This window comes from Granulicella sp. S190, assembly GCF_009766095.1.
Taxonomy (GTDB): Bacteria; Acidobacteriota; Terriglobia; order Terriglobales; family Acidobacteriaceae; genus Edaphobacter.
On the sequence record NZ_LMUD01000019.1, the window covers coordinates 215,877 to 232,422 of the forward strand.

Here is a 16,546-nt window from a genome sequence, read left to right on the forward strand (position 1 = left end):
CGACGAAATCGCCCAGGCACAGTCAACCCCAGCCCAGGCAAAATGAACGTCGGAAAATCGGTTGCCCCATATCTCGATTTTGAGATGTGGGCCTTCGCGCTACGCGCGAGCCGTTCTCCTTCGACAGGCGCCACACTCGGCCCGGCCCACCGGAACGAAAATAAACTTGAAAAAGTTGGCACACTTTCAGCCAGCAAAAAACACGTTGCTAACAACCAGCCTCAGCCACGCAAGCCACCACAGCTACACCACCAAAACACCACGTCAAAAACACGCATTTCTGCAAAACACCCAGTAAAAACGCCGAATCACCACGTCAGAAAAATCTATCCGCATAAAACCTAAAACTGCGTCCGCAGATCTGTCTCAACCACCTTCGACCCCAGCGCCGAATCGCTCAATCGCAAAGCCAGAGACTTCGCCGAACCGCCCCCGCGCTGAAACTCACTCAAAGCTAACTCCGTCACATCGAATCCACGCCCGGTCAAACGTTCAGCCAGATCCGTCTCGACCGCGCCCATCAGGATATTTCGCCCTACATTGATCACATTGCAGCCGAACTGTGTAGCCTCTAACTCGCTGACAACAATCCTCTTCTCCGCCGCATAAGCCGCCTCGATCTTCTCAAGCGAAGCCGCATCGAACGCCTCCGGAAAGTACAACAAATACCCGCCGCTTAGAGGCGCAAAACAAAGATCCAGATGATAAAACCGGGGATCCACCAGGTGCAGCGAGGTCACCGGCGTATGCCATGCATCCGCCACATGGCGATGACTATGCCTGCAAGTCCGCACCCCATGCGCCGCCCACAGGTGACCGCCATTGGCGTCAAAGAGCGCATCTCCCTCACCCTCGAACGAAGTCTCCCTCGGCGTCTCCCACAGCAGAAAACCCGCGTCCTGCAACCACTTTCGCAGATGTCCCTCTTCCGTCTGCCGCTGCGGATGAGCGAAGCTCGACACCGCCGCCAGCCCATGCTGAACCACCGCCGCATGAGCCACGAACACCATATCCGGCGATCCCTCACGCGCATGCAACAGCCGCACATCCGCCACCTTCTGCAACTGCCGATACAGGCTCTTCCACTGCATAAACGCTGCATCCCGCGAGGGCTGATGCAGGTTTCCCGCCATCCACGGGTTGATGACGTAGTCCACATCGTAAAACTCAGGAGGACACATCAAAAATGTCGGGCGGTTGAAGTGGGGGAGAGGCGCAAAAACAGAGGAGGTCACTGCCGGGCTGCTGGTCATCATAAAACGAGGTTCCTACTTTCCAGCGTCGAGTCTGCCCGTCTCAAACAACGATCGTCAAGCCTTTGCGAGTAAATTATTTGTACAACTTTGGTGCATCGCCTGTAACGGAACCAAGCCCGCCACGAAGCTATTCAAAAGACAGTCCCACACACGACAAAGAGCCCGCAAAGGGCTCTTTGTCCAGACTCTCTTCAAGGAAAATCTTAGAGTTTTTCGAAGAAGTCGCACGCCGAGCAGGAGATATACACTCCGCCCGGAGTACCGCGCTCGCGATCCTTCACGCGCTTCACGATGCGGGTCGGTTTGGAGCACTTCGGACAATCCGTGCTCTTGTTAGTATCCATGACCTTCTTACGGTCGCCGGTCTTGGCAATCTTCGCCATAATGCTTGCTCTCCCTAATACGAACGTTACGAATCTTTCGGCCCACGCATTGAATAATTCAATCGGCTGCTACCCTCGCGGGCAAGCAGAATCTCATCATCCGGTGCTTCTCGTAAAGATTGTCCGGGACGAACCGCGGCGGGAATCGAGGAGAAGAACTGCGAGTAAGGCTCTCCATCAAGTCTACACGACCCGAGCGTTTAGTGTGCCTGCGCCAACGAAGCTAGGTTATTGGAAGGTGGTGCAGCAGATGGAGGAGAGGATTTTCCACCTTTGTTATCGTCCGGAAACTGCACCTTATTGTTGGAACTTCCGGCCGAAGCTGCTTCCCCAGGCTTCAATAGGGTAGGAGCAGAGCTGGTCTTTTCTGCCGCTCCATCCGGTGCTTTGTCTCCCATCGCCACCTCGCGCGTAGGTTCCGGAGAATTGTAGCCGGCCATCTCGTCTTTATCGTGAATGTCGATCGGCTTCCCAAGCGCCGCAATCTCCACCACCGTCACACGGTCTCCGACAAACCTCACAAAGCGAATCGTCTGCGGAACATGCCCGTAGATCCACTCCTCATATCGACCGCCGTTCGCATCTCCGCTGGGTTGATCCCGCATCTTGCTTTCTGGCGCGCCTAAGGCCGCCAGCACCATGCGATGGTTCATTCCCACTAACACCTCATGCGCGGCAATGGCCTCCTTCAACATCGGCGGCAACGTATCCGCGTAGGCTTGCTCTGACGTCTTCACCCCAAAGTCAATGACAGGCTCGAGCAGAGCTTTTACCTCAGGCGCAGAGATCTCAGGCACACGCCCCTCGAAGATCAACGTTATCCTCGATCCGCTCGCCCGTTCGTCATTAACCTGAGTAACCGGCGCGTCATTCAGCTGCACATGGCGCAAAAACCGATGTTTTACATACGGGCCACCGTTAAGATCCAGCACGATCCGGTCTGGCTTGATCTCCATCGAAGTAATGATGACGCGGTCTCCAAGCGCAGCAGCCTCACCCTTCTGATAGATCAGTTTTTTGTAGTCAGCACCACCCGGGCTGATCGGGCCATTGGCACGCAGGGTCACACTCGGACTTACCGGCAGTGCGCGATGAGCAAACCCTTGCTCCGCTTCAAGATTTCGAACCAGCTCCCGTCGTCCACGCTCCGTCATAGGAGTGTCCTGAAGAGAGACATGCGTAGGAGAAAAATCCGTCGAGATATCCGCAGTCGCAGTCTTCTCTCCAACCACGAAGACCTGACCTGAGATCGTCTTCAGCGAGAGGGCCAGGAGACCTAGCAGCATAGCCGATCTGTACGGGAAGAGTGCCACCGGAGCACCTCGGAGTAACACCAGCTTGCGCCTTCTCTTCCCCTTTTGACAAGAGCCAATCTGCATAATTTCGACCAGACCACAAGGTTTTCTCTGGATAGCAGCCGGATTCAAATCAAGATGAAGCCCCACCCCCCGCTAAAACTTGGGTTCATCGTCAACGGAACGTGTCTGAGGCGTTACTGGAAGAATCTGGACAAGCGAAGCCGCGGCTGCAGGTCTGGCCTCCTGCTCCATTGCTGCATGCGCTGCGGGCGGTGGCACCTCAATGGCGTAGCCGCCTGCAACAATCGGCCTATGTGTGTAATCCCATGCGTAGTCACGTGTGATGCGCACCAGGACCACCAGGCCAGCAAGAAGAACTGCTGCCGTGAAAAGTGCACCTTCCGGACCGTAGTCGCCGCCGGTCAGCCAAAGCGGTCCAAACGCCCGCGTCTGCACCACGCTGGCGAAGTCGTTGATCCCACTCACAGGAAGTCCAAACAGGATGCCTATGCTCGCATTCCAGGCAAAGTGCAGCCCCCATGGCAGCCACAATCCATGAGTTCTCAACCAGGCTATCGAGAGTAGCAATCCCGCGAGCATCGTGACTATCACGCTTGTCCAGGTAGCTCCCGGGTTGAGCGCATGTCCAAGTCCGAATAACAACGACATGCTGATAGTCGCTGCAACAGGCCCAATAGCTTCAATCAAACGCCGGAAGGGATAGCCACGAAACGCAACCTCTTCAGCCAAAGCCGCAACCGCCAGCGTCACGAGATTCAACAGCAAGAGCCATATTGCGCGCGGCTGAATCCACAACTGCACACTCAACCGTCCGGCAAGTGCCATCGGAAGGACAGTCATGACGACGCAACCCCAGCCGACGGCGACTCCGAGGATCCACTCCCTACGAGAGGTAGCCCGTTTCGGTAGTCCAAGAACTTCGCGCAAAGTCGAATGGCGTCGCGCTATCGCCTGAAGGATCGAAAACCCAACTGCTAACAAAAAGAGAAGGAACAACGCAGCGAGCAGAGGCTGGCTGGAAGCGAGATCAAATCGCTCCGACAGACCGCGAGCGGCTCGTCCTGCCAAAACATCCGAGGCGAGAAACCAGGTCGCGGAGGTTACGAAGAGCGCCAGTTGCAGGGTGCGCTCAGAGCGGCCTGAGTGTATCGGATTGAACGCTTGCAACGCTGACTACTCCAGTGAGGTTCGTAGACCGCTAAGCGGTGGTGTAAAACTGCGCAATATTGCGAAACTTGGTGTAGCGCTGCTCCAGCAGTGACTCGACGGGCAGTGCACGAAGACTCGCGAGATGACTTTGCAGTCTCTCGTCCACCAGCGCCATAGCCTCTTCAGGGTTGTTCTGTGTCCCACCCCAAGGCTCCGGCAGCACCTCATCGACGCAACCAAGCAGCTTCACATCGACCGCCGTATATTTCAGAGCGGCTGCGGCCTGTTGCTTCTTTCCGGCGTCCTTCCACATAATCGACGCACAGCCCTCCGGAGAGATCACAGAGTAGATCGCGTTTTCGAGCATCAGCACACGATCTGCAACCGCCAGAGCCAACGCACCCCCAGATCCACCCTCCCCGGTAATCGTCGCAATGGTAGGCACACGTAGCCGTGACATCTCTAGGAGGTTCCGAGCAATGGCCTCCCCCTGGCCCCGCTCCTCTGCTCCAATACCAGGATTCGCCCCGGCCAGATCGAGAAACGTAAAGACAGGTCGGCCAAACTTCTCTGCAATCTTCATCGCCCGTAAAGCCTTGCGATACCCTTCGGGATCGGGGCTTCCGAACTTGCGCGCCACACGCTCCTTCAGGGTGCGTCCTTTCAGGTTACCCACCACTAATACGGGTTCGCCGTGAAAGAAAGCCATGCCGCAGGTCATCGCAGCGTCATCGCCAAAGGCTCGGTCGCCGTGAATCTCGCTGAAGTCGGTAAACAACGCTGCAATGAAGTCCATCGGGTAGGGACGCTGTGGGTGCCGTGCCAGCTCCGTCTTGATCCAAGCCTCGGGAGTTGGTGCGGATGCTGCCTGGGAGTGCGCTGTTCTTCCGGTCTCGTGTTCTGCCATTGTCTAAGGATGCTTCGTTGCTGCTCTAATGATTGTATGGCATCGACGGCCTAGTCGATGATCCGAACCCCTCCTCGGCCCACCAACTCTTCAACCCTTTCAATAAAAAGTTTATCCGCGGCTACGAGGCAATTATGTGGCTCGAGCACTGCGCAAAACTCTCCCGGCTCTTCAAGATCCAGCAGCAGCTTCCCTTTACCCGGTGCACCCAGCAGAATGGCATGCAGCTTCTCCAGCAGTGCCGTATCAGGGTTATGGAGCGGCACTTTGATCCGCAGAGAATCGGGCAGCTTGATCTTCACGTCCTCAAGAGCCTGAATACTTGAGACCGCCAGCTTCGGCGCCGAGTCCTCCTCGCCCCGCAGTACGCCCCGAACCACCACGGGTACATCGATCTTCAGCTTCTCTGCCAGCTTCTCGTAGGACTGCGGAAACGCAATCAGTTCGATCTTGCCGACAGTATCCTCAAGCGAAGCCTGCGCATACATCTCTCCGGAGCGCTTGGACTTCGCTACCTTCAGGCCGGTGATTACCCCGGCAATCGAGATCTCGTTCTGCGGCTCCTCGTTGCGACCACGGCGGAAGACCTGCGGCTCCGGCTTCATCTCGCACGCAGTCGCGGTATCGATGACCTTCATGTTTCGCAGCTTCTCGCGGTACTTATCCATCGGATGCCCTGAGACAAAGAATCCCAGCACCTCTTTTTCGTTTTGCAGGCGAGTATGTTCGTCCCACTCCGCAACGCCGGGCAAAGCGTCTTCCCCATGATTTGAGGCGGAGGGATGCAGATCCGAGTCGAAGATCCCGAACAAGCCATGCTGACCCGCAGCTTCATCACGTTGCGACTTCTGCGCCCGTTCCATCGCTTTATCGAGAGCGCCGCACAAAGCTGCCCTTCCCCCAAACGCATCCATTGCGCCGGCTTTGATCAGTGACTCCAGCACTCGCTTGTTCAGCAAGCGCAGATCCACTTTCTCGCAGAACTCCCACAAGCTGGAGAACCCGGGCTTCCCTGCTGCCTGCAACGCCGTTCGGGCCGCGATGATCGACTCGATCGCGTTATGTCCTACATTCTTGATCGCCGCCAGACCAAATCCAATCGCGCCGTTGATCGGTGTGAAGTTCGCATCTGAAACCTGTACATTTGGCGGCACAACCGAGATGTTCATCTCGCGGCACTCCGAGATGTACTTCACGACATTCTCAGGCTTCGACGTTTCACTCGTCAGCAACGCCGCCATAAACTCCACTGGATAATGAGTCTTCAGCCACGCCGTGTGATAGGCCAGAAGCGCATATGCCGCCGAGTGCGATTTATTGAATCCATACCCGGCAAACTGCGCCATCAGGTCGAAGATCTTCCCTGCCGTATCTTTCGGGTGTTTATTAGCAGCGGCACCGCTCATAAAGCGATCTCGCTGCTTTGCCATCTCAGCCGGATCCTTCTTGCCCATCGCGCGCCGCAACAGATCGGAATCGCCCAGCGAATATCCCGCCAGCACGTTAGAAATTTGCATCACTTGTTCCTGATACACGATGACCCCGAGCGTCTCGCGCAGAATCATCTCAAGCTCAGGCAACTCATAGCTCACCGCCCGCCGTCCCCACTTACGCTCGATGAAGTCGTCGATCATCCCACCCTGGATCGGCCCGGGACGGTACAAAGCATTCAGTGCGGTGAGATCCTCGACCGTATTCGGCTTGTATCTGCGCAGAACGTCGCGCATTCCTCCTGACTCAAACTGAAATACGCCAGAGGTGAGCGCACGATGGTAGACCTGTTCGTAGGTCTTCACGTCGTCCAGCGGCACCGTCGACATGTCTACATCGATCCCCGTCGTCGACTTGATCAGCTTCAACGCATCGTCGATAACCGTGAGCGTTGTCAGTCCAAGGAAGTCCATCTTCAAAAGACCCATCTTCTCGACGGCCTTCATGTCATACGCGGTCACGATATCGTCGTTCTTCGCGCGTGTTACCGGAACCAGCTCCGTCAGCGGCTTTGGCGCGATCACCACGCCCGCAGCGTGTACCCCCGCACCACGCACCAACCCTTCCAGACGTAGCGCCGCATCAATCAATTCCTTGATCTTAGGGTCGCCCTCGTACGCCCCCGCCAGCGTTGGCGAATCCTTCAGCGCCTGGTCGATAGTGATCCCAATCGTCGGCGGAATCATCTTCGCGATGCGATCAACCTCGCCGTAAGGCATATCCAGTGCGCGTCCCACGTCCTTGATCGCCGCCTTAGCCGCCATCGTGTTGAACGTGATGATCTGCGCAACCTGATCCCGGCCATACTTACGATTGACGTACTCAATCACCTCGCCGCGACGGTTCATGCAAAAGTCGATATCAATATCCGGCATCGACACACGCTCCGGATTGAGGAACCGCTCAAACAGCAGCTCATTCTGCAGCGGATCGATATCCGTAATCTGCATCACGTAGGCCACCAGCGATCCCGCGGCCGATCCACGTCCAGGCCCCACTGGAATATTCTGCTCGCGCGCATATTTGATAAAGTCCCAGACAATCATGAAATAGCCGGGAAACTTCATCTGTTTGATGATGTTTAGTTCGCGATCTAATCGCTCGTGATAATCAAGGGTGGTTTTCTTCAGCAACCCTCTGGACCGTAGATGAGCGACCGCTGTCTCCAGCCGCATCTCTAATCCCTTGCGGCATACCTGTTCGAAGTAGCTATCTAGCGTCTCTCCCACGGGCACCGTAAAGTCCGGAAAGGGATTATCCACCTTCATCATCTTCACGTTGCAGCGATCGACGAACTGCATCGTCCGCGTGCACACCTCGGGATTCTGCGAGAACGTCCGCAGCATCTCCTCCGCGCTCTTGATGTAGAACTCCTGCGTGTCGAACTTGAAGCGCTTCGGGTCGTTCATGCTACCCGCCGTCTGTACGCAGAGCAGAATCTCGTGCGCTCGCGAATCATCAGCCGCCACATAGTGACTGTCGTTGGTTGCGATCAGAGGAATATCAAGATCGCGTTCCATCTTGAAGAGAGCGTCGCAGACAGCCTTATCCGGAGCGAGACCATGATCCTGGATCTCGAGGAAGTAGTTTCCCTTTCCGAAGAGATCCTGGTAGAAGCCCGCAGTACGCTTAGCCTCATCGTACTTGTCGTCCATCAAGAACTGATTCACTTCCCCGGCAAGACAGCCGGAGAATCCAATCAACCCCTCCGAGTGCTTCGCAAGAAAGTCTTTCGACACGCGAGGCTTGCGATAAAACCCATGCAGCGCCGCCTCGCTCGTCAGTCGGACCAGGTTTCTGTAGCCTTCCTGATTCTCTGCGAGTACCAGAAGGTGGTTGTACTTGTCTCCCTCAGGTGCCGCGCGATGGTCTTCGTTTTTGCAGATATAGAGTTCGCAGCCAAGTATCGGCTTAATCCCCTTCTTCTGCATTGCGTCGAAGAAGTGCACAGCGCCGTACATGTTTCCATGGTCGGTCATAGCTGCCGCGGTCTGGCCAACTTTGCTTAGATGCCCCGCGAGCTTATCCACATCGCAGGCGCCATCGAGAAGGGAGTAATCCGTATGAAGATGAAGGTGGGTAAACTCTGCTGCCATCCCTCTAGTTTAGAGCCCGCAGTCCCTTAGGAAAACACGTCCCCAATTGTCGTATTAGAATCGTTAGCCAAGATGGCAGGCATCTTTCTGATCGACGCAATCAGCCGCAAGCTTCGTCACCGAAACCGGGAGAAGAAGCTTCATCTAGCCGCTCAGTGGCCTTTGGCCCAGGCTGAGATCAATCATTGGCGCGTTCTCCCAGTCGACGAAGAGGTAGCTTCCATGGGTGCGAACTACCAGGTCGAGGCCGGCTTCCACTTTACGCAGGCTGGGGAGTATTACGGCGGTTATCTGCGTAGCGTAGCGCTCACTCACCATGAAGCCGAATTGAAAGCCAAAGGCAGCCCCTTGGTGACCATCCGCTACAATCCTGCGAATCCGGACGAAACGGCCGTATTAGCAGAAGATAACGTGGACAACTTACAATTCCGCATTATCTCTGGTTGAGCGCGTCGATTGATAATCCCGCGACCTAAGACCGGACCAGATCCTCCGCCAGCTGCACATAAAGGTCCACGCACTCCAGCAGCTCTTTTTTCGCAATCTTTTCGTTCGGCGTATGGGCTACATGAATGGATCCAGGTCCTAGAAGAAACGGCTCTCCCCACGCAGTCAACTTTGGAATATCTGTCGTAAACTTCGCAATCATCGTTGGAAGCTGTCCAACTCTTCTCATCCGCACAAACGGCAGATCGAGGCTAAAGGTAACATCCGCCCTGTCGCCCACCGTAGCCAGGATCGATTGTCTTACCTCCTCTGAAGGCCCCACCAGGCGCACCAGGATGTGAGCTTCCGCCTTGTCTGCGATTACATTTGGAGCGCGGCCGCCTTCAATGAGCCCAATATTCAAAGTCGTTGGCCCAATCTCAGGCTCGACAGGCAGCTGCATCGCTAGAACGTCATGCAGCGCCTCCACGAGCTTGTCTATAGCTGACTCCCCAAGCTCAGGATAAGCAGAGTGCGCCATACGGCCCTTCGCCCTGAGTTCTACCCTTAGTGCCCCCTTGGAGGCCAGCGCCAGGCGATTGTCTGTCGGCTCTCCGTTAATCAGAAAACGCGATCCCTTGGGGGACAGATTCGCCATGGCAGCTCCCGCCGAATCCCGCTCCTCACCCACCACAAACAGTAGTCCAACCTTGACGCCCGCTTCACGAAGCCGGTCTGCTGCCGCCACCTGGGCTGCGATAATTCCCTTCGCGTCACAAGTCCCCCGTCCATACAGGAACTCATCATCCTCCCTGCACCCAAAAAAGGGAGGGACAGTGTCCATATGGGTTGAAAACACCACGTCAGGCTTGATGCCCGGCATGGCCGCGTACACATTAAACCGCTCTCCACTCCCTGCACCTGGTGTACTGGCGCGATCCGGCTGCTCTACTGCGGTCCGCTCAACCTCGTAACGCTGTGCGGCAAGATATTCATGGAGAAACACGCCGGCAATACCCTCGTGATAGGTGGTCGACTCGATATTCACAAGCTGCTGAGTGAGTGCAATGGGGTCAATCGCCATGCCCTCCAGCATACGGTATCCCTTATAAAGAAAGAATAAGAGAGACACCCGATAAACTGAAGAGATGACGCAGATCACATCCTCCCAGATTCGTTCGATTGACGATCTACGCGGTCCTGCAGGCCGTCTTGAAGCTCTGCTTAATACCGGTCGTGACGATGCGCCTTACGCCGCTTTGGTCTGCCATCCTCATCCCTCGGGCGGAGGTACCATGCACAACAAGGTTGTCTACCACGCCATGAAGGCGTTTTCTTCCTTCGGCCTGCCTGTCCTTCGTTTTAACTTCCGCAGCGTAGGCCTCAGCGAAGGCACACACGATAACGGTCACGGAGAGCAGGACGATGTCCACGCAGCGCTTGACTGGATGGAACAGAATCTCAATCGCCCGATCCTCTTCGCCGGATTTTCCTTCGGCTCAAACGTCGGTTTGCGCGCCTGCTGTGGAGATGCTCGAGTCAAGGGTCTCATCGGCCTCGGCCTCCCGGTCCGCGCAGAAGGCCGCGATTACACCTACAAGTTTCTTCCCCGCTGTACGCAACCCAAGCTCTTCCTCAGTGGCGACCATGATCAATATGGTCCGCGCGAAGCCCTGGCAGAAATCTTCGAACGAGCACCTGAGCCAAAGCGTCTGGTCATGATTGCCGATGCAGATCATTTCTTTCAAGGAACACCGGAGTCGCCCAACCCTAAACTTGATCTCATGCAGAAAGAGATTCGCCTATGGTTGCAAAGCGCCTTCAGCTTGAGCTAACGACTCAAGCCGCACCCTGCTCGATGACGCGGCTTTCATACGCAATACGCTCTTGACGCCGACTCACCGTTACCCGCGCTTCGGAGGCCAACGGCTTTGAGAGCCACTCCCGCATCGCCTGGTTGCAAATCTCTGGCATTTCTTCAAACGCGATGTGTCCCACGCCAGGAAGCACCATAAGACTCGACTGCAGAAGAACGCTCTGCAACTCACTGGCCGAACTCAATCCAACGGCCCGGTCGCAGTCTCCCCAAATCAACAGCGTAGGCTTTGCGGCCAGTCGCTCCAATGCGGATCGCAGCAACCCCATATCTACGAACCAGCGCTGCACAATTTGCATGACGTGATCCATCGTCCCAGGAATATGCAGCCCTTCCGTATATCCTTCAAGTGCACCCGCTGAGACTCGCGATGGATCTCCATACATACGACTGAGTGCGGTTGCCTTTAATCTTCGCGGCAAAAAAGGAATCTGTCGCGCAAACCAGACTCCAAATCGTGTCTGGTAGAACCTGATCAACTGGTGCCCAAGATCGCAAAATGGGTTTGCCGGAGCGAACAGGATAAGTCTTCGCACCCTCTCAGGGTGTCGCGCAGCAAACATCATAGCCACTGCTCCACCATGGGAGTGAGCTGCAATATCGGCCTCCTCCAGATCCAGGGCATCCATATAGGCTGCCAACCGGTCCGCCGTTGCTTCAAGCCCCGCATCCAGACCTGGAACCCGCTCCGACTCTCCCATATTGAACAGATCTACCGCGTAGACTTCGGAATCCTGAGCGAGAAAGCTGATGTTCTGTCGCCAATTCTTTGCCGATCCCACCAGACCATGAAGCAGCAAAAGAGGACGGCCCGAGCCAGCGCGCTGATAATGGACCTTCAGCCCGTCCACCACCGCGAAGCCTTCTGTAATAGGGCTCATGTCATTTCTTGTCACTGTTCTATAGCCTCGCCCGTGGATCGAACGCTAGTCATGCAGCTTTCTAGTATTACAGGAGTGTTAATAAATCTCCAGATCAAAAGTCTCGTATCTTCAAATTATGGGGAGGCATAGTCTCGAGAACTGACTTCTTGAGTTCTAAACATATCTACGCCGAACCATTTGCTTCGCTAAAGCGTATCGCCCTGTAACAATCTCGACTATTACGGAATAGGTTATGATTTTCTGTAGGCAAAGGGACTACAAATGCCTCAACCATTGTGCAACAAAGCACAAATGGGTTTGGTCCTTAATCTGCTGCTGATGTTTGCCAGATCGCCGGATTTCCATGAAGAACGCCTCCCAAACTCGCATTCTGGCTATCGTACTCGCAGTTGCGACTGTCGCTGCCTGCGTTCTTGCGGCCATGAACTTCGACCGCGAGAATGGCTTGGACGTTCCAACCGACGGCATCTGGTGGGTCGAAGCAGCTACCGGGCTACGGGCTGAAAGGGTTCCAGCACTCTCTCCTGGTCATCGAGCCGGTATTCGTACCGGAGATATCCTGGTCAGCGTCAATGATCAACCAACTCCGCGCGTTGCCCCCCTTACCCGCGAGATGTTCCGCAGCGGCATCTGGGCTCACGCCACTTACTCGATCCTCCGGCCAGTTCCCCAATCCATTGACCTGAACGGCGCGACCAAACTCGATATTCAAGTCATCCTTGAGCCGAAAGACCGCTCCATCGACCAGGGTTTTCGCTTCATCGCGCTTGTATATCTCTGTATTGGGATCTACGTGCTATTTCGGCGTTGGACCGCCCCAAAGTCAGTTCACTTTTACGTCTTCTGCCTGGCTTCCTTCGTGCTTTACAGCTTCCGCTCTACGGGAGAGCCTGGAATCTTTGATTGGTTCATCTTCTGGGGCAACATGTCCGCGCTCGCGCTTCAGCCTGCGCTCTTTCTGCACTTTGCAGTCAGCTTTTCCGACAACTTTGCCTCGGACCAGCGCAACCGCGTCGGCCGCCGTGTGGGTTGTGCTCTGCTCTACCTTCCTGGAGTCTTTCTCATCGGCCTGCAGTACACGGCCATACGTTTCTGGTCTGCAACCGAAATTCTTCTACACCGGCTTGACCAGATCGCCCTCGGCTACCTGGCCCTTTATTACGTTATCGCCGCCATCGTCTTTCGCCTGCGCTATCGCCGCGCCGAGTCCGCTCTTGAACGACAGCAGCTCAAATGGCTCACTCGCGGCACTCTCCTCGCGGTCACTCCATTTACCCTGCTCAACGTAATCCCTTACCTCGCAGATTGGTCCGTTCCCAGCCAGTTGACGAGGCTCGCCGGTCTCTCGCTGGTTATCCTTCCACTGACATTCAGCTGGGCCATCGTGCGTTACCGGCTCATGGACGTTGACCTCATCTTCAAGCGCGGGGTCACGTACACCCTCGCCACCGCCTCCCTCGTAGGACTCTACTTCGGCGTCGTGGCCGTAACAGCAGAGATGGTCCACACTCGCCTGCCAAGCCTTCGTATCTGGGGTCTCATGGCAGGAATCATCGTTACAGGCATCGTCTTTGATCCTCTCAAGCGCGCGATTCAAGCTCGAGTCGATCGCGTCTTCGACCAGAAGCGTTTTGACTACCGCGAGACCCTCGTTGAGTTTGGCCGTGGCATCAACTCTCAGACTGACCTCCGCGCTCTTCTCGACTCCATCGTGGAGCGTCTTCCCCAGACCCTTCTCGTCACCAGAGTTGCCGTCTTCCTGGCCTCCGAAAGCGAGGGCGGCTTCACACCGCGCCACTTTGATTTGGCGGCCTCACACGGTCTTACTAATCTTCACTCTGCTGAACTCCGAAGCCTCGATGTTCGTTTTCTCGACTTCGATCGCCCGGGTGCCAACAATCACATTTTTCTCGAAAATCCGCAGCAGGTACTTCGTCTGCCAGAGGCGCAGCGCCAGAGCGCAGGCCGCCTCGACCTCAACTACTATCTTCCCTGCCGCGTCGCGAACCGTGAAGGCTCGGGCACTCGCACCGTCGCCGTCATCGGCCTTGGCCGCACAGACGACGGTGACTTTCTCTCCAGCGAAGATATGGAGTTGCTCGAATCCCTTGCCGGTTACATAGGTATCGCCATTCAAAACGCACAGCTCTATCGTCGCCTCGAGCAAAAGATCACTGAATTTGAAAGCCTCAAAGAGTTCCACGAGAACATCGTCGAGTCCATCAACATCGGGGTCTTCGCCGTGGATCTCGACGACCGCATTGAAAGCTGGAACACCCAGATGGAGGGCATGTACTCAAAGTCGCGTGGAGAGGTTCTCCGTCAGCCTATCTCCGCCATCTTACCGCCGGACTTCGTCGCCCGCTTCAACAGTGTTCGCGAGGAGCATGGCACCCATACCCTCTACAAATTCCGCCTCGTGCTTCCCGACGGAAAGGTGCGCATCGCTAACATCGCCATCGCTCCCTTGGTTACCCGCAACTTTGTCGCAGTGGGACGCATCATCCTGGTCGACGACATTACCGACCGCATTCAGCTCGAGGCTCAACTTACCCAGGCTGAAAAACTCTCCTCCATCGGTCTCCTCGCTGCTGGCGTTGCTCACGAGGTGAACACCCCACTCGCGGTTATCTCCAGCTACACGCAGATGCTCACCAAGCACATGCGCGACGATGAACGTCTAGCCCCAGTGCTCGAGAAGATTACTCAACAGACCTTCCGTGCCTCCGAGATCGTCAATGGGCTCCTCAACTTCTCACGCACCAGTGGAGCCGAGTTCACCAGCCTTAACTTGAACGATCTTCTCCGAGACACAGTCACTCTGCTTGAACATCAATTCAAAACCTCACAGATCCGTGTCGAGACCAACTTCGACCCCCACCTCGCTCGTATTCATGGTAACCAGGGCAAGCTGCAGCAGGTCATCTTGAACCTGATGTTGAACGCAAAGGACGCGATGTTTGGAACCACCAACGCAACGCTCAAGATCGCAACCTTCAATGGCGCAGGCCGCGTCATCGTACGCATTCAGGACTCCGGTACCGGCATTGAGAAGGAGCATCTGCACCGTATCTACGATCCCTTCTTTACCACCAAGACCAAACCGCAGGAGGGCGAGCACAAAGGAACCGGCCTCGGCCTGGCCGTCACCTATGGCATCATGCAGGAGCATGCCGGCAAGATCAACGTAGAGAGTGAAATCGGCATCGGTACGGCATTCCAGTTGGAGTTTCCCTCCTCCGGCACTCGCCCTGCATCTATCGTTGAACTGCCAAAGAGCGAGCCCGTAAGTGTAGAGAGGAAGGCGTTGCATGTCTGAGACCACTGAGCTCGCCGCCGAGACCCTTCACCTGCAACGAACCGCACGTATCGTTGGCGATCCCCGCATTCTCATCATCGATGACGAATCGGCGATCCGCGAATCCCTTGATACGCTGCTCACCCTCGAAGGCTTCACTGTAAGTGCGGCGAGTGACGGCCCATCCGGTCTGGAACTTCTCTCGCGTAACGAATATGACTTGCTCCTTCTCGACCTCGCGCTACCCGGTGAGAGCGGATTGGATCTGCTTCCCCGCATCGTCGAGATGCAACCCAACCTTCCCGTCATCATGATCACGGCGTATGGAACAGTAGGCAACGTTGTTGATGCGATTCGCGCCGGCGCAGAAAACTTTGTTCAAAAACCATGGGACAACGAGAAACTGCTCGCCGACATTCGTGCCGCAGTAGCCCGCCATCGCGCAGAAGAAGAGGTGGTTCAACTTAAACGGACCCTGAAGCAGCGCTATAACTTCGAGAACATCGTTGGCAAAAGCGAGCCAATGCTACGCCTCTTCGACCTTATCGCTCAGGTTGCCCCCAGCCGCTCGACCGTTCTCATTCAGGGCGAGAGTGGCACTGGCAAGGAACTCATCGCGAAGGCGATTCACGCGAACTCGCCTCGTCGCGACCGCCCATTTGTCCCGGTCAATACAGGCGCTGTCCCCTCCGAGCTGCTTGAATCCACTCTATTTGGTCACGTCAAAGGCGCCTTCACCTCTGCGGTCACTGCAAAGAAAGGTCTCTTCGAGGTCGCCAATGGAGGAACTCTCTTCCTCGACGAGATCGGCACGATGGGGATGGACATGCAAGCCAAGATCCTCCGTGTCCTCCAGGATCGTCGCTTCATGCATCTTGGTGGAGTGCAGGAGATCCAGGTTGACGTCCGCATCATTGCAGCGACCAACGTCAACCTGCAGGATGCCGTACGCGCAGGCCGTTTTCGCGAAGACCTTTTCTATCGTCTCAACGTCATCAGTCTTGAACTCCCGCCGCTCCGCTCTCGCCGCGAAGACATTCCTCTACTCGCTGCTCACTTCCTCAGATTTTATGCAGAAGAGAATGGTACCGAAGTGCGTTCCCTCTCTCCCGAAGCGATGCGCATCATCATGGACTATGAGTGGCCGGGTAACGTTCGCGAGCTTGAAAACGCAATGGAGCGTGGCGTTGTTCTCTCAACTTCGCGCACCATCAATCCCGACTTGCTACCCACGCAACTCACCGGCAGCACCTACTCGGCCAGCCTGCTCGACCATCAGCCTAACGCAAGCCTCTTCGACCTGATGGAAGAGATCGAACGCCGCATCATCTCCGACCGTCTCGAGCGCTGTCACTGGAACCAGACCGAGGCCGCGGAGTACTTCAAAATCCCACTTTCCACTCTCAACCAGAAGATCAAGCGTCTCAGCGTTGAAGTCAAGAAGCGCACCCGAGACTAACC

General features: G+C 55.9%; 13 protein-coding genes. 5 read left to right on the forward strand and 8 right to left on the reverse strand.

Annotated features, from left to right (window positions below):
• Positions 1–345: hypothetical protein (locus GSQ94_RS12785; protein WP_216843083.1), on the forward strand; the 345-nt coding region annotated here is incomplete at its 5' end.
• On the opposite strand, the gene GSQ94_RS12790 is transcribed toward GSQ94_RS12785, so the two are convergent.
• From GSQ94_RS12790 to dnaE, 6 genes are all read right to left on the reverse strand, one after another.
• A complete protein-coding gene (locus GSQ94_RS12790) occupies positions 342–1,256 on the reverse strand; it encodes a dimethylarginine dimethylaminohydrolase family protein (protein ID WP_254063846.1) in 915 nt (304 codons plus the stop codon). The two genes, GSQ94_RS12785 and GSQ94_RS12790, sit on opposite strands and share 4 nt — an antisense overlap.
• 203 nt (positions 1,257–1,459) lie before the next feature.
• Positions 1,460–1,639 carry a hypothetical protein gene (locus tag GSQ94_RS12795; protein WP_020713649.1) on the reverse strand — a complete coding sequence of 60 codons (180 nt, stop codon included), beginning with the start codon at positions 1,637–1,639 and terminating at the stop codon, positions 1,460–1,462.
• Positions 1,640–1,839: 200 nt separating this feature from the next.
• The gene (locus GSQ94_RS12800; protein ID WP_158944253.1) at positions 1,840–2,925 is read right to left on the reverse strand and encodes a hypothetical protein; all 1,086 of its coding nucleotides are present in this window, start codon (positions 2,923–2,925) and stop codon (positions 1,840–1,842) included.
• 165 nt (positions 2,926–3,090) lie between these two features.
• Positions 3,091–4,125 carry a CPBP family intramembrane glutamic endopeptidase gene (locus GSQ94_RS12805; RefSeq protein WP_158944254.1) on the reverse strand — a complete coding sequence of 345 codons (1,035 nt, stop codon included), beginning with the start codon at positions 4,123–4,125 and terminating at the stop codon, positions 3,091–3,093.
• 31 nt (positions 4,126–4,156) lie between these two features.
• On the reverse strand, positions 4,157–5,014 hold the full coding sequence (locus tag GSQ94_RS12810; protein WP_158944255.1) for an acetyl-CoA carboxylase carboxyltransferase subunit alpha: 858 nt from the start codon (positions 5,012–5,014) through the stop codon (positions 4,157–4,159).
• A 50-nt stretch (positions 5,015–5,064) separates the two neighbouring features.
• On the reverse strand, positions 5,065–8,601 hold the full coding sequence (gene dnaE, locus GSQ94_RS12815; RefSeq protein WP_158944256.1) for a DNA polymerase III subunit alpha: 3,537 nt from the start codon (positions 8,599–8,601) through the stop codon (positions 5,065–5,067).
• 72 nt (positions 8,602–8,673) lie between these two features.
• On the opposite strand from dnaE, the gene GSQ94_RS12820 reads away from it, so the two are divergent.
• On the forward strand, positions 8,674–9,048 hold the full coding sequence (locus GSQ94_RS12820; RefSeq protein ID WP_158944257.1) for a DUF3592 domain-containing protein: 375 nt from the start codon (positions 8,674–8,676) through the stop codon (positions 9,046–9,048).
• A gap of 25 nt (positions 9,049–9,073) precedes the next feature.
• Here GSQ94_RS12820 and GSQ94_RS12825 read toward each other — a convergent pair whose 3' ends face one another.
• Entirely contained in the window at positions 9,074–10,111 is a 1,038-nt protein-coding gene (locus GSQ94_RS12825; RefSeq protein ID WP_158944258.1) for a M20/M25/M40 family metallo-hydrolase, read from the reverse strand.
• A 64-nt stretch (positions 10,112–10,175) separates the two neighbouring features.
• On the opposite strand from GSQ94_RS12825, the gene GSQ94_RS12830 reads away from it, so the two are divergent.
• Positions 10,176–10,862: an alpha/beta hydrolase gene (locus tag GSQ94_RS12830; RefSeq protein WP_158944259.1), complete on the forward strand. Its 687-nt coding sequence runs from the start codon at positions 10,176–10,178 to the stop codon at positions 10,860–10,862.
• Positions 10,863–10,866: 4 nt separating this feature from the next.
• Here the strand turns inward: GSQ94_RS12830 and GSQ94_RS12835 are convergent, their stop codons facing one another.
• Positions 10,867–11,784: an alpha/beta fold hydrolase gene (locus tag GSQ94_RS12835; RefSeq protein WP_158944260.1), complete on the reverse strand. Its 918-nt coding sequence runs from the start codon at positions 11,782–11,784 to the stop codon at positions 10,867–10,869.
• A 346-nt stretch (positions 11,785–12,130) separates the two neighbouring features.
• Here GSQ94_RS12835 and GSQ94_RS12840 point away from each other — a divergent pair, with 346 nt between their 5' ends.
• Together GSQ94_RS12840 and GSQ94_RS12845 are read left to right on the forward strand one after the other, a co-directional pair.
• Positions 12,131–15,106, forward strand: a complete 2,976-nt coding sequence (locus GSQ94_RS12840) for an ATP-binding protein (protein ID WP_158944261.1) — start codon at positions 12,131–12,133, stop codon at positions 15,104–15,106.
• Positions 15,099–16,544, forward strand: coding sequence for a sigma-54 dependent transcriptional regulator (locus tag GSQ94_RS12845; RefSeq protein WP_158944262.1), 1,446 nt, complete (start codon positions 15,099–15,101; stop codon positions 16,542–16,544). The genes GSQ94_RS12840 and GSQ94_RS12845 overlap by 8 nt, the downstream gene beginning before the upstream one ends.
• Positions 16,545–16,546 lie beyond the last annotated feature (2 nt).